Source organism: Burkholderia sp. HI4860 (genome assembly GCF_002223045.2).
Classification (GTDB): Bacteria; Pseudomonadota; Gammaproteobacteria; order Burkholderiales; family Burkholderiaceae; genus Burkholderia.
In genome coordinates this window covers 2636786-2650685 of record NZ_NKFO02000003.1, presented here as the reverse complement: position 1 = coordinate 2650685, position 13900 = coordinate 2636786, and the positions used below count along the sequence as shown (strand labels likewise).

Sequence of the window (13900 nt, the reverse complement as noted above, 5' to 3'; positions counted from 1 at the left end):
CGCCCATTCCCCGACGCTGCATCCGCTATCGTGAAAGTCTTCCGCGGCCTGCCCAACGCCGAGAGCCGCGCCCCGTGCGCGCTGACGATCGGCAACTTCGACGGTGTCCATCGCGGCCACCAGGCCCTGCTCGCGCGCGTGCGCGCGGCAGCGGACGCGCGCGGCCTGCCCGTGTGCGTGATGACGTTCGAACCGCACCCGCGCGAATTCTTCAACCCGGCCGGCGCGCCGCCGCGCATCGCGATGCTGCGCGACAAGCTCGAGGCGCTGCGCGATCACGGCGTCGACCGCGTGGTCGTCGAGCATTTCAACCACACGTTCGCGAGCCAGTCGCCGCAGGCGTTCGTCGAACGCACGCTGGTGAACGGGCTGCACACGCGCTGGATGATGGTCGGCGACGATTTCTGCTACGGCGCGAAACGCGCGGGCACCTTCGACACGCTGCAGGCGGCCGGCGCGCAGTACGGCTTCGAGGTCGAGCAGATGGGTACGGTGGCCGGCAGCGACGGCACGCGCATCTCGAGCTCGGGCGTGCGCGCCGCGCTCACGGCCGGCGATCTCGATGCGGCCGCGCAGGCGCTCGGCCATGGCTATGCGATCAGCGGCCACGTCGCGCACGGGCTGAAGCTCGGCCGCGACCTCGGCTTTCCGACGCTGAACCTGCCGATCGCACACAAGCGGCCGGCGCTCGCGGGCATCTTCGTCGTGCAGGTGCACGGCCTCGGCCCCGCCCCGCTGCCGGGCGTCGCCAGCCTCGGCCTGCGCCCGACCGTCGACGATTCGGGCCGCGTGCTGCTCGAAGTTCACCTGCTCGACTGGCACGGCGATGCCTATGGCAAGCTCATCCGCGTCGAATTCCTGAAGAAGCTGCGCGACGAGGCGAAATTCGACGATCTCGAGACGCTGTCGCGCGCGATTGCGCTCGACGTCGCGAATGCGCGTGCGTACTTCATCGAGCGCGACCGTGCGCCGGGCAGCCGCGCCACGGGCTTCGCGACGTCGGCCACCGACCGAATTAGCTGATCCGGACGGCGGCGCCCCGCGCCGCACCCTCGCGCCGCCCAGTCGCGCGCATCCCCGATTCACGACGCTCGCGCGTCCCCCGAGATTGAGATAGCGATTCCATCATGAGCAACAAGAAAGCCGATTCGAAACCGCAGGCCAAGTATCCGGTCAACCTGCTCGACACGCCGTTCCCGATGCGCGGCGACCTGCCCAAGCGCGAGCCGCAGTGGGTCAAGGAATGGGAAGAGCGCGGCATCTACGAGAAGATCCGCGCGGCCAGCGCCGGCCGGCCGAAGTTCATCCTGCACGACGGCCCGCCGTATGCGAACGGCGACATCCACCTCGGCCACGCCGTCAACAAGATCCTGAAGGACATCGTCGTCAAGTCGCGCAACATGGCCGGCTTCGACGCGCCGTACGTGCCGGGTTGGGATTGCCACGGGATGCCGATCGAAATCCAGATCGAGAAGCAGTTCGGCAAGTCGCTGCCGGCGGCCGAAGTGATGAGCAAGGCGCGCACGTACGCGACCGAGCAGATCGAGAAGCAGAAGGTCGGCTTCAAGCGTCTGGGCGTGCTCGGTGATTGGGCCAACCCGTACAAGACGATGAACTTCGTGAACGAGGCGGAAGAGCTCCGCGCGCTCGGCAAGATCATCGAGAAGGGCTACGTGTATCGTGGGCTGAAGCCGGTGAACTGGTGCTTCGACTGCGGCTCGGCGCTCGCGGAAGCGGAAGTCGAGTACAAGGACCGCACCGATCCGACGATCGACGTGATGTTCGCGTTCGCGGAACCGGAAAAGACCGCGCAGGCGTTCGGCCTGCCGGCGCTGCCGCGCGCCGAAGGCGGCATCGTGATCTGGACCACCACGCCGTGGACGATCCCCGCGAACCAGGCGCTGAACCTCCATCCGGAAATCGTCTACGCGCTGGTCGACACCGAGCGCGGGCTGCTGATCATCGCGCAAGAGCGCGTCGAAGCCTGCATGACCGACTTCAAGCTGACGGGCCGCGTCGTGGCGACCGCGCCGGGCGTGAAGCTCGCGGGCCTGCGCTTCCACCACCCGCTCGCGTCGGCTCACCCCGGCTACAAGCGCACCGCACCCGTGTACCTCGGCGACTACGTGACGACCGACACGGGTACCGGCGTCGTGCACTCGTCGCCCGCGTACGGTATCGAGGACTTCGTGTCCTGCAAGGCGCACGGGATGACCGACTCGGACATCATCAACCCGGTGATGGGCGACGGCCGCTACATCGAATCGCTGCCGCTGTTCGGCGGCCTGTCGATCTGGGACGCAAACCCGAAGGTCGTCGACGCGCTGAACGCGGCCGGCTCGCTGCTGCGCAGCGAGCACTACAAGCACAGCTACATGCACTGCTGGCGCCACAAGACGGCGATCATCTACCGCGCAACGTCGCAGTGGTTCGCCGGCATGGACGTGACGCCGCGCGACGGCGGCAAGACGTTGCGCGAAACCGCGCTCGAAGGCATCGACGCGACCGCGTTCTACCCGTCGTGGGGCAAGCAGCGCCTGTTCAGCATGATCGCGAACCGTCCTGACTGGACGCTGTCGCGCCAGCGCCAGTGGGGCGTGCCGATGGCGTTCTTCGTGCACAAGGAAACCGGCGAGCTGCATCCGCGCACGCTCGAACTGCTCGAGGAAGTCGCGAAGCGCGTCGAGCAGTCGGGCATCGAGGCGTGGCAGACGCTCGACCCGCGCGAGCTGATCGGCGACGACGCCAACCTGTACGAAAAGAACCGCGACACGCTCGACGTGTGGTTCGATTCGGGCACGACGCACTGGCACGTGCTGCGCGGCTCGCACAAGGATCAGCTGCAGTTCCCGGCCGACCTCTATCTCGAAGGCTCGGACCAGCACCGCGGCTGGTTCCACTCGTCGCTGCTCACGGCGTCGATGATCGACGGCCGCGCGCCGTACAAGGGCCTGCTCACGCACGGCTTCACGGTCGACGGCGAAGGCCGCAAGATGAGCAAGTCGCTCGGCAACGGCATCGACCCGCACGAAGTCGCGAACCGTCTCGGCGCGGAAATCATCCGCCTGTGGATCGCGTCGACCGACTACTCGGGCGAGCTCGCGATCTCCGAGGAAATCCTGAAGCGCGTGACCGAAGGCTATCGCCGCATCCGCAACACGCTGCGCTTCCTGCTCGCGAACCTGTCGGACTTCGACTTCGCGCAGCATGCCGTGCCGGTCGACGAATGGCTCGAGATCGACCGCTATGCGGTCGCGTTCTCGCAGCAGCTTCAGACTGAGCTGCTCGGCCACTACGAGAAGTACGAATTCCACCCGGTCGTCGCGAAGCTGCAGACGTACTGCTCGGAAGATCTCGGCGGCTTCTACCTCGACGTGCTGAAGGACCGCCTGTACACGAGCGCGGCCGATTCGCGTGCACGCCGCTCGGCGCAGACGGCGCTGTACCACCTGACGCACGGCCTGCTGCGCGTGCTCGCACCGTTCCTGTCGTTCACGGCGGAAGAAGCGTGGAAGGTGTTCCAGCCGGCCAGCGACACGATCTTCACGGAAACCTACTACGCGTATCCGGAAGTCGACGGCTCGGCCGCACTGATCGAGAAGTGGGCGCTGCTGCGCGAGGTGCGCGGCAACGTGACGAAGGCGCTCGAGGAGGCACGCACCGCGAACCGCATCGGTTCGTCGCTGCAGGCCGAAGTCGCGGTGCACGCGAGCGGCGCACGCTACGACGCGCTCACGAGCCTCGGTGACGATCTGAAGTTCGTGCTGATCACGTCGGCGGCGACGGTCGTCAAGGTCGACGACGAAGCGCAGGAAAGCGTCGACGTGGCTGCATCGACGTACCAGAAGTGCGAGCGCTGCTGGCACTACCGTGAAGATGTGGGCGCGCATGCCGATCATCCGACGCTGTGCGGCCGCTGCTTCTCCAACCTGTTCGAAAACGGCGAAATCCGGAGCGCTGCTTAACCATGGCGAAGACCCTGTCGAAACCGGCCAGCGGCGCGCTTGCGCCCTGGCTCGGCATTTCGCTGATCGTGATCCTGTTCGACCAGCTGTCGAAGATCGCGATCCTGAAGACGTTCGCGTACGGCGCGCAGCACGAGCTGACGTCGTTCTTCAACCTCGTGCTGGTGTACAACCGCGGCGCCGCGTTCGGCTTCCTGTCGACCGCGGGCGGCTGGCAGCGCTGGGCGTTCACCGCGCTCGGCATCGGCGCGACGCTCGTGATCTGCTTCCTGCTGAAGCGTCACGGCCAGCAGCGGCTGTTCAGCCTGTCGCTCGCGATGATCCTCGGCGGTGCACTCGGCAACGTGATCGACCGGCTCGTCTACGGCCACGTGATCGACTTCCTCGATTTCCATCTCGGCGCCTGGCACTTCCCGGCGTTCAACCTCGCCGATTCCGCGATCACGGTCGGCGCGGTGCTGCTGATCTACGACGAACTGCGTCGCGTGCGCGGCTCGCGCTAAGCGCGCATACTCGGCGTCGACGGCCGGCTTCGCGCCGGCCGTTCCGTTTGACCCTTGGAGGCCTGAGTTGGCACACGCAGAACTCGCAGGAAAACACCTCGTTCTCGGCCTGACCGGCGGCATCGCCTGCTACAAGATCGCCGAGCTCACGCGGCTGCTCGTGAAGGCCGGCGCGACCGTGCAGGTCGCGATGACCGAAGCAGCCACCCAGTTCATCACGCCCGTCACGATGCAGGCGCTGTCGGGCCGGCCCGTCTACACGAGCCAGTGGGATCCGCGCGTCGACAACAACATGGCGCACATCGACCTGTCGCGCGAAGCCGATGCGATCGTGATCGCGCCCGCGTCGACGGACTTCCTCGCGAAGCTCGCGCACGGATTCGCGGACGATCTGCTGTCGACGCTGTGCGTCGCGCGCGATTGCCCGCTGCTCGTCGTTCCCGCGATGAACCGCCAGATGTGGCAAAACCCGGCCACGCAGCGCAACGCCGCGCAGCTGCGCGCAGACGGCGTGTCGGTACTCGGCCCGGATTCGGGCGCGCAGGCGTGCGGCGAAGTCGGCGACGGCCGCATGCTCGAGCCCGAGGCGATCTATGAAGCGATCGTCGCGCACTTCGCGGCGAAGGTGCTCGCGCACCGGCGCGTGCTGATCACGGCCGGCCCGACGTTCGAACCGCTCGACCCGGTGCGCGGCCTCACGAACCGCTCGAGCGGCAAGATGGGCTTCGCGCTCGCGCGCGCCGCGCAGCAGGCCGGCGCCGACGTGCATCTCGTCGCGGGGCCGGTGGCGCTCGACACGCCGTGGGGCGTCTACCGCCAGGACGTGCAGACGGCGCAGCAGATGTACGACGCGGTCATGCATGCCGTTGCGGATGCCGACATCTTCATCGCGGTGGCTGCAGTCGCCGACTGGCGCGTTGCCCAGCCGGCCGAGCACAAGATGAAGAAGACGGCCGACCACAAGGTGCCCGCGCTCGCGTTCGTCGAGAACCCGGACATCCTCGCGTCGGTCGCGGCGCTGCCCGATCCGCCGTTCTGCGTCGGCTTCGCGGCCGAAAGCGGCGACCTCGACGTGCACGGCGACGAGAAGCGCAAGCGCAAGAACGTGCCGCTGCTGGTCGGCAACCTCGGCCCGCTGACGTTCGGTCGCGACGACAACGAAGTCGTGCTGTTCGAGGCGGCCGGTCTCACGCGCCTGCCACGCGCACCGAAGGACGAACTCGCGCACACGCTCGTCGCGGAAATCGCGAAGCGCCTGCCCGACAACCGCCTGATCTGATCTCCCGCGCGGCGGCCATTACCGCCGCGCCCTTCCCGACTCATCCGACGACCGCATGAAACTCGACCTGAAGATCCTCGACGCGCGCATGCGCGACTACCTGCCCGCCTACGCAACCACCGGCAGCGCGGGCCTCGACCTGCGTGCGTGCCTCGATGCACCGGTCACGCTGCAGCCGGGCGAGACGACGCTCGTGCCGACCGGCCTCGCGATCCATCTCGCCGATCCCGGCTACGCGGCGCTGATCCTGCCGCGCTCGGGCCTCGGCCACAAGCACGGCATCGTGCTCGGCAACCTCGTCGGCCTGATCGATTCCGACTACCAGGGCCAGCTGATGGTCTCGACGTGGAACCGCGGCCAGACCGAGTTCGTGCTGAATCCGTTCGAGCGGCTCGCCCAGCTCGTGATCGTGCCGGTCGTGCAGGCGCAGTTCAACATCGTCGACGACTTCGCGCAAAGCGATCGTGGCGAGGGCGGCTTCGGCAGCACCGGCCGTCACTGAACGACGCAGCGAAAAAAGGGGCCTCGCGGCCCCTTTTTCCATTCCTTCGCCGTCATTCCTCGACGGCTTGCGCGATCCGCGCGGGCGCCAGGTCGCGCTGCCGCGATTGAGCCACGATCGCATAGATCACCATCGCGACCAGCACGCCGAGCAGCACGGCCGACGAGCCGATCGTGCCCAGCGCGAGGCCGCCCTTCGCCACCGGCTTCGTCAACAGGTCGCCGACCGTCGCGCCGAACGGGCGCGTGAGCACGAACGCAGCCCAGAACAGCAGCACGCCGGAGATCCGCGTGAAATAGTGCGCCAGCACGATCACCGCGAGCAGCCCGCCGATCAGCAGCGCGCCGCCACCGAAACCGAGCCCCGAGCTGTCCGCGAGAAAGTCGCCGAGCGCCGTGCCGAGCGTGTTCGAGAACAGGATCGCGATCCAGTACAGCAGCTCGACCTTGCGCGTGCGGATCAGGTCGACCGACAGCGATTCGCCGCTGAGTCGCCACACGGCGAAGATCGCCAGCAGGATCGCGACCAGGATCGACGAGCCGGCCGCATAGCCGAGGCCGAGCGTGCGGTCCATGAAGTCGGACATCGTCGTGCCGGCCGTGCTCGTCGCAACGATCACGGCCCAGTAGATCGCCGGGCGATAGCGGGTCGTCCTGAGCTGCGCGCCCAGCGTCACGAGAAAGAAGCCGAACAGCAGGATGGAGCTCACCGCGTAGCCGACGTTCAGCGTCATCGACAGCAGGTCGCCACCGGTTTCGCCGAGCGTCGTCGCGCAGATCTTCATGATCCAGAACGCGAGCGTGATTTCGGGAAGTTTGTTCATTCGAACCCCTTTTTGCAGGAAAGCGGCAAGCCGGCGCATGCCGGCCGGCCTTGCAGACAGGGTCGAATTTAATCGCCGCGGGCTTAACGCAACCTTAGCGAACAGGAAATCGGCGCGTGCGGGCCGCGCCGCGCCCCTCAACGCGCGTGCTGGTGGCGGTAATGCAGCGCGTACGCAAGCGTGAGCAGCACGACGAACACGACGCCGACCACCATCGTCATCCGGAATTCGCGCGTGAACGCGGTCGTGAGCAGGATCGCCGCGACGAGCCCCGCGCCGAGCAGGCTGCCGAACGGGTGCCCCCACATCCGGAACGCGAGCGCGGGGCCACGATACTGCGAACGGAAGCGCAGGTGCGTGACGAAAATCATCAGCCACGTGAACAGGGCGCCGAACATCGCGATCGCCATCATCACGGTAAACGCGGTGTCGGGCGCCAGCGCGACCAGCACGGCTGCCACCGCGACGCCGCTCGTCGAGATCCACAACGCCGCGCGCGGCACGCCGTTCGTGCCGAGCCGGCCGAACACCGCGGGCGCGAGCCGCGCGCGCGACAGGCTGAACATCATCCGTGTCGTCACGTAAAGCTGGCTGTTCATCGCCGACAGCGCCGCGATCAACAACACGAAGTTGATCACGCCTGCCGCGTACGGCACATGAGTCGCGGCCATCACCTTCACGAACGGGCTTTCGTCGGTGCCGGCCTGCGTCCACGGGACGATCGCGAGCATCAGCGACAGTGTCAGCAGGTAGAACAGCACGAGCCGGAACACGGTCGAGCGGAACGCGCGCGTGACTGCGTGCTGCGGATCGCGCGCCTCGCCGGCCGCGATGGCGACGGCTTCGATGCTCATGTAGCTGAAGATCGCGACGATCACCGCGACCCAGGTGCCCCACGGCCCCTTCGGCATGAAGCCGCCGTGCGCGGTGTAGTTCGCGAAACCGACGCCCGATGCGGCCGGCGCCGACCACACGAGATAGGCGCCGAGCACGATGAACACGACGATCGCCGCGATCTTCAGCAGCGAGAACGCGTATTCGACCGTACCGTACAGCGTGACGCTCGCGAGGTTCACGGCGATCAGCAGCGCGGAGAAGCCGATCACCCAGTACCAGCCGGGCACGGCCGGGAACCAGTACTTCATGAACACGGCGATCGCGCTGATCTCGGTGCCGATCGCGAACACGACCGCGAACCAGTACGCATAGCGCACCAGGAAACCCGCGAGCGGGCCGACATAGTGCTCGGCATATGCGCCGAACGAGCCGGCCGTCGGGTGGGCGACCGTCATTTCCGCGAGCGCGCCCATCAGCAGCAGCGCGATCAGCGCGCCGATCGCATACGAGATCAGCACGCTCGGGCCGGCGAGCCCGATCGCGAACCCGCTGCCGAGGAACAGCCCCGTGCCGATCGCGCCGCCGATCGCGATCATCGCCATCTGCCCAGACGTCAGCGCATGGCGCAAACCCTGTTCGCGCGCGACGATGTCGTCGAACGTCCGTTGTTGTTGTGTCACTGCGTTGCCACTCCCCTGCACCACCATCGCGCCGCCGGCGCCAGATAAAACGAAACGGCGCGGAAAACATCCCGCGCCGTTCGCATGAACTACCCGATTATCGCTTACTCGACTTCGACCGCCTCTTCGTTCGGCTTGTGCGGCGGGTTCCCGAGCTTGTCGAACGACAACTGCACCTTGTCGCCTTCGTCGACGTCGACCGTCACGTGACCGCCGTTCAGCAGCTTGCCGAACAGCAGTTCGTCGGCCAGCGCACGGCGGATCGTGTCCTGGATCAGCCGCTGCATCGGCCGCGCGCCCATCAGCGGGTCGAAGCCGTGCTTCGCGAGATGCTTGCGCAACGCGTCGGTGAAGAGCGCGTCGACCTTCTTCTCGTGCAGCTGTTCCTCGAGCTGGATCAGGAACTTGTCGACCACGCGCATGATGATTTCCTCGTCGAGCGAGCGGAAGCTGATGATCGCATCCAGGCGGTTGCGGAACTCCGGCGTGAACAGACGCTTGATGTCGGTCATCTCGTCGCCCGTTTCACGGCGCGTCGTGAAGCCGATGGTCGCCTTCTGCATCGACTCGGCGCCCGCGTTGGTCGTCATGATGATGATGACGTTGCGGAAATCCGCCTTGCGGCCGTTGTTGTCCGTCAGCGTGCCGTGGTCCATCACCTGCAGCAGCACGTTGAAGATGTCCGGATGCGCCTTCTCGATTTCGTCGAGCAGCAGCACGCAGTGCGGCTTCTTCGTGACGGCTTCGGTCAGCAGGCCGCCCTGGTCGAACCCGACATAGCCCGGCGGCGCGCCGATCAGGCGGCTCACCGCGTGACGCTCCATGTATTCCGACATGTCGAAGCGGATCAGCTCGATGCCGAGCGTGAACGCGAGCTGGCGCGCCACCTCGGTCTTGCCGACGCCCGTCGGGCCGGAGAACAGGAACGCGCCGATCGGCTTGTCCATCTTGCCGAGGCCCGCGCGCGCCATCTTGATCGAGGCAGCCAGTGCGTCGATCGCCGGATCCTGGCCGAACACGACGCTCTTCAGGTCGCGGTCGAGCGTCTGCAGCTTGCTGCGATCGTCCTGCGACACGCTCTGCGGCGGCACGCGCGCGATTTTCGAGATGATTTCCTCGATCTCGCTCTTGCCGATCGTCTTCTTCTGCTTCGACTTCGGCAGGATGCGCTGCGCCGCGCCCGCTTCGTCGATCACGTCGATCGCCTTGTCCGGCAGGTGACGGTCGGTGATGAAGCGCGCCGACAGTTCGGCCGCGGCCGACAGCGCACCCGACGAATACTTGACGCCGTGATGCTCCTCGAAGCGCGACTTCAGCCCGCGCAGGATCGCGACCGTCTGCTCGACGCTCGGCTCCGTCACGTCGACCTTCTGGAAGCGCCGCGACAGCGCCGCGTCCTTCTCGAAGATGCCGCGATATTCGGTGAACGTGGTCGCGCCGATGCACTTGAGCACGCCCGACGACAGCGCCGGCTTCAGCAGGTTCGACGCATCGAGCGTGCCGCCCGACGCGGCGCCCGCGCCGATCAGCGTGTGAATCTCGTCGATGAACAGGATCGCGTGCGGACGCTCCTTCAGTTCCTTCAGCACCGTCTTCAGCCGTTGCTCGAAGTCGCCGCGGTACTTGGTGCCCGCGAGCAACGCGCCCATGTCGAGCGAGTAGACCTGCGCGTTCGCGAGGATGTCCGGCACTTCGCCGCGCGTGATGCGATAGGCGAGCCCTTCCGCGATCGCGGTCTTGCCGACGCCGGCCTCGCCGACGAGCAGCGGATTGTTCTTGCGGCGGCGGCACAGCACCTGGACCACGCGCTCGACCTCGGGCTCGCGACCGATCAGCGGATCGATGCGGCCGTCCTTCGCCATCTGGTTCAGGTTCTGCGTGAATTGCGCGAGCGGCGTTTCCTTCTGCGCATTCGCGTCTTCGCTTTCCGCATTCGCATCGGACGACTTCGCGGCTTCGCCGCTGTTCGTCTTCGCGATGCCGTGCGAAATGAAGTTCACGACGTCGAGGCGCGTGACGCCCTGCTGCTGCAGGTAGTACACGGCATGCGAATCCTTCTCGCCGAAGATCGCGACCAGCACGTTCGCGCCGGTTACTTCCTTCTTGCCGTTCGACGTCGACTGGACGTGCATGATCGCGCGCTGGATCACGCGCTGGAAACCGAGCGTCGGCTGGGTATCGACATCGTCGGTACCCGGGACGGTAGGTGTGTTGTCGTGGATGAAATTGCGCAGGTTCTGACGCAAGTCCTCAATGTTTGCCGCGCACGCGCGCAACACCTCGGCTGCCGTCGGATTATCCAGCAAGGCCAGCAGCAAATGCTCGACCGTGATGAACTCATGGCGCGCCTGGCGTGCTTCCATGAACGCCATGTGCAGGCTGACTTCCAATTCCTGGGCAATCATGCTTCCTCCATCACGCACTGCAGCGGATGCCCGGCCTGCCGCGCATGGGTAACGACTTGCTCAACCTTGGTCGACGCGATGTCCCGCGTATAGACCCCACAAACCCCTCGCCCTTCACGATGGACCTTCAGCATGATCTGAGTGGCCGTCTCGCGATCCTTCTTGAAATACTCCTGGACCACCATTACGACGAATTCCATCGGCGTGAAGTCGTCGTTCAGCAGCACCACCTTGTACATCGAAGGCGGCTTGAGCTTCTGCTGCTTGCGTTCCAGGACGGTGCTGTCCTGCTTGTCCGGGATAATCGCCATACACCCATTCTAAACAACTCGGACAGGCCCGCAATCCTGCCATTACCCGACCGACCGGCCGGCGCCCTCCCCGGAATCCCGGAACACGCGATCTTCTTCGTGCCATACGAAAGCCGGCTGCGGTGCCGGCTTTCACGCGTGGCGCGGAACACGAACCGTCAGGGGAACCGCACCGGAACGTCGTGTCCGCATCCAGTATCCCACAAGCCGGGACGACTCGAACGCGTGTCACTCGAGCCTGGTATATGAGCCGATTATGCGGCTTTTCAAGACCGCGCGCTTGGCCGCGTGCTGCTAAGCAAAGCCGGAAAAACCCTGAAAATGGGTTCTTTACAACGTCCCTCTAAACGTCTAAAAATTCCACTTGACACTCCAATAAAGAGCGCCAACAATCAAGCTGGCACTTTTTTCAATTTGCCGGTTGGCAAAATGAAAGAGGCCGAAGGTGAGCTTGTGAGGGGGGAACGGCTGTGTTTTCCGGTCGTTTAGCTTTTCGAGCGTGCTCGTGGTAAGTAGCAGCGACTGTGTGACAGGGGAAGTAGGAAATGGCAACTGGTATCGTTAAGTGGTTCAACGACGCGAAGGGCTTCGGTTTCATCACTCCCGACGAGGGCGGTGAGGATCTGTTTGCGCACTTCTCGGCTATCACCATGAATGGCTTCAAGACGCTGAAGGAAGGCCAGAAGGTGAGCTTTGACGTCGTTCAAGGACCGAAGGGCAAGCAAGCGTCGAACATCCAGGCCGCATAAGGCACCGGATATCAGACGAAGAAACCCGGCGCATCGTTTGCGCCGGGTTTCTTTATTTGAGGCCGGCCAATCGATAATCGATTGGCCGGCCTTTTCGTTCAATCCCGATAATTGAACACACATTGTCTTGTCACGCGCGCAGATCCGATACTCATCCGGCGCGTGAAACATAATCACCACCTCGTTACACGACCTTCAGCGTGCCCATCATGCCGAGATCCTCGTGTTCGAGAATGTGGCAATGAAACATGCGCTCACCGGGCATGTCTTGCGTGACGAGAATCGTCACGGTTTCGCCGCTGCGCACGTTCACCGTATCGCGCCATGCACGGAACGGTTCGCTCGTGCGCGAACCGCCCGACTCGCGCTCGATTACCTGGAACTGCGTGCCATGCAGGTGGAACGGGTGATCCATGTCGGTGCCGTTGCGGATCGTCCAGCGCTCGACGTCGCCACGGCGGCTGGTCAGCGTTGCGCGATGCGGCGCGTAGGTGTCGCCGTTGATCGTGAAGCGCATGCCCGCCGGACGGCCGTGCGCGGCCCCCTTCATCATCGCGTCCATGTCCATCTCCTCGCCGAACGCGACCGTCTTGTGCGCGACCGGTTCGCCGAGCGACGGCACCGCGCGCAGGGTCGCCGGCAGCGCGCGTGCGGCGGCCGGCGCGAATGCGACGTCGGCCAGCGCCAGCGCCGGATCGGGCGGCAGGCTGCCGTGCCCGTCATCGTGCGACATCGACATCTTGCGGCGGTCGTATTCGGCCGCCTGCAGCACGGCGCGCGACGCCCGGTCGCCGGCGCGGACCAGCAGCTCCGCCCGTTCGCCCGGCGCGATCAACAGCGACGTGACGCGGCGCGGCGCGTCGAACAGGCCGCCGTCGGTGCCTGCATGCTCGAACGCGCGGCCGTCGTCGAACGCGACGCGCAAATAGCGCGCGCTGCACGCGTTCCACACGCGCCAGCGCTCGTCGCCCGCGACATCGATCCGCGGCCGGCGCGCGCCATTGACCAGCACGAACTGGCCCTCGCGACCGTTCATCCAGTCCATCATGTCGTTCGGTGCAATCGTGCCGTCACGCGCAAGCTTCAGGTCCGACACGAACAGGTTGCGCTCGGGCCAGCCCGCCAGCGGATCGTCCACGGCGCGCACGACGAACGGGCCGGCCAGCCCGCGGAAGACCTGTTCGGCCGTCATCATGTGCGGATGCGGGTGGTACCAGTAGGTGCCGGCACTCCCCTTCGGCAACGTGAAGCGGTACACGCGCGACGCGCCGGGCGCGACCGGATCGGAAGGATTGCCGTCCTGGTCGGGCGGCACCGGCAGGCCGTGCCAGTGGATGGTCGACGGCTGCGGCAGCTTGTTCACGAACTTGATCTCGACCGTGTCGCCCTCGCGCACGTCGATCAGCGGACCGACGACGGGGCCCTGCGTGCCCGCACCGAACTGCCAGAACGTGGTCGGCCGTGCACCGTGGAGCATCGGGCGCGCCACGGGCTGCGCCACCAGCGTGGCCCGGAACATGCCGGGCTCGCGGCTTTCGTTCGCCAGCGTGCGCAGCGCCGCGAGCGGCGCGCCGGCCGGCAGCGCGTCGGCGGCCGCGAGCGCAGCCGGTGCGGACTTGCCGTGCTGCCCGTGCTCCGCCATCCCTGACATGCCCGACATGCCGGACATGCCCGACATGTCGTCCATCGAGTCCATGCCGGCCATGCCGGCGTGACCTGCATGCTGCGCCCACGCGGCGCGCGCGAACAGCGACGCGGCCGCGACACCGATGGCGCGCGACAGGAAGGTTCTCCGTATCATCAATCGTTCCTCGTTATCCATGCTGGGTCGCGCGGCCGCCGCGAC

11 protein-coding genes are annotated in these 13900 nt (G+C 66.1%); 6 read left to right on the top strand and 5 right to left on the bottom strand.

Going from position 1 to position 13900, the window contains the following annotated elements:
- The first annotated feature begins 30 nt into the window (after positions 1-30).
- The 5 genes from CFB34_RS27560 (at position 31) to dut (ending at position 6249) form a co-directional block, all read left to right on the top strand.
- A complete protein-coding gene (locus CFB34_RS27560) occupies positions 31-1023 on the top strand; it encodes a bifunctional riboflavin kinase/FAD synthetase (RefSeq protein ID WP_089440845.1) in 993 nt (330 codons plus the stop codon).
- 104 nt (positions 1024-1127) lie between these two features.
- A complete protein-coding gene (gene ileS, locus CFB34_RS27555; protein WP_089440846.1) occupies positions 1128-3965 on the top strand; it encodes an isoleucine--tRNA ligase in 2838 nt (945 codons plus the stop codon).
- 2 nt (positions 3966-3967) lie between these two features.
- The gene (gene lspA / locus CFB34_RS27550; protein WP_039368190.1) at positions 3968-4468 is read left to right on the top strand and encodes a signal peptidase II; all 501 of its coding nucleotides are present in this window, start codon (positions 3968-3970) and stop codon (positions 4466-4468) included.
- Between the two features lie 67 nt (positions 4469-4535).
- Positions 4536-5747 carry a bifunctional phosphopantothenoylcysteine decarboxylase/phosphopantothenate--cysteine ligase CoaBC gene (coaBC, locus tag CFB34_RS27545; protein WP_089440847.1) on the top strand — a complete coding sequence of 404 codons (1212 nt, stop codon included), beginning with the start codon at positions 4536-4538 and terminating at the stop codon, positions 5745-5747.
- Between the two features lie 55 nt (positions 5748-5802).
- Positions 5803-6249, top strand: coding sequence for a dUTP diphosphatase (dut, locus tag CFB34_RS27540; protein WP_057926079.1), 447 nt, complete (start codon positions 5803-5805; stop codon positions 6247-6249).
- A gap of 52 nt (positions 6250-6301) precedes the next feature.
- On the opposite strand, the gene CFB34_RS27535 is transcribed toward dut, so the two are convergent.
- The 4 genes from CFB34_RS27535 to clpS form a co-directional block, all read right to left on the bottom strand.
- Positions 6302-7072 carry a hypothetical protein gene (locus CFB34_RS27535; protein ID WP_089440848.1) on the bottom strand — a complete coding sequence of 257 codons (771 nt, stop codon included), beginning with the start codon at positions 7070-7072 and terminating at the stop codon, positions 6302-6304.
- A gap of 137 nt (positions 7073-7209) precedes the next feature.
- The gene (locus tag CFB34_RS27530) at positions 7210-8589 is read right to left on the bottom strand and encodes an amino acid permease (protein ID WP_089441318.1); all 1380 of its coding nucleotides are present in this window, start codon (positions 8587-8589) and stop codon (positions 7210-7212) included.
- 104 nt (positions 8590-8693) lie between these two features.
- A complete protein-coding gene (gene clpA, locus CFB34_RS27525; protein ID WP_089440849.1) occupies positions 8694-10994 on the bottom strand; it encodes an ATP-dependent Clp protease ATP-binding subunit ClpA in 2301 nt (766 codons plus the stop codon).
- A complete protein-coding gene (gene clpS / locus CFB34_RS27520; protein ID WP_006398529.1) occupies positions 10991-11305 on the bottom strand; it encodes an ATP-dependent Clp protease adapter ClpS in 315 nt (104 codons plus the stop codon). Before clpS ends, clpA begins: the two co-directional genes overlap by 4 nt.
- Positions 11306-11850: 545 nt before the next feature.
- Between clpS and CFB34_RS27515 the strand changes: the two genes are divergently transcribed.
- A complete protein-coding gene (locus CFB34_RS27515; RefSeq protein WP_006478030.1) occupies positions 11851-12054 on the top strand; it encodes a cold-shock protein in 204 nt (67 codons plus the stop codon).
- A gap of 184 nt (positions 12055-12238) precedes the next feature.
- Here CFB34_RS27515 and CFB34_RS27510 read toward each other — a convergent pair whose 3' ends face one another.
- Positions 12239-13855: a multicopper oxidase family protein gene (locus CFB34_RS27510; RefSeq protein WP_089440850.1), complete on the bottom strand. Its 1617-nt coding sequence runs from the start codon at positions 13853-13855 to the stop codon at positions 12239-12241.
- Between the last annotated feature and the right edge of the window lie 45 nt (positions 13856-13900).

Coding starts and splice junctions, on each gene's coding strand:
- ileS (WP_089440846.1), top strand. CDS start 1,128: ATGAGCAACAAGAAAGCCGATTCGAAACCGCAGGCCAAGTATCCGGTC.
- lspA (WP_039368190.1), top strand. CDS start 3,968: ATGGCGAAGACCCTGTCGAAACCGGCCAGCGGCGCGCTTGCGCCCTGG.
- dut (WP_057926079.1), top strand. CDS start 5,803: ATGAAACTCGACCTGAAGATCCTCGACGCGCGCATGCGCGACTACCTG.
- CFB34_RS27515 (WP_006478030.1), top strand. CDS start 11,851: ATGGCAACTGGTATCGTTAAGTGGTTCAACGACGCGAAGGGCTTCGGT.
- CFB34_RS27510 (WP_089440850.1), bottom strand. CDS start 13,855: ATGATACGGAGAACCTTCCTGTCGCGCGCCATCGGTGTCGCGGCCGCG.
- clpA (WP_089440849.1), bottom strand. CDS start 10,994: ATGATTGCCCAGGAATTGGAAGTCAGCCTGCACATGGCGTTCATGGAA.
- CFB34_RS27535 (WP_089440848.1), bottom strand. CDS start 7,072: ATGAACAAACTTCCCGAAATCACGCTCGCGTTCTGGATCATGAAGATC.
- clpS (WP_006398529.1), bottom strand. CDS start 11,305: ATGGCGATTATCCCGGACAAGCAGGACAGCACCGTCCTGGAACGCAAG.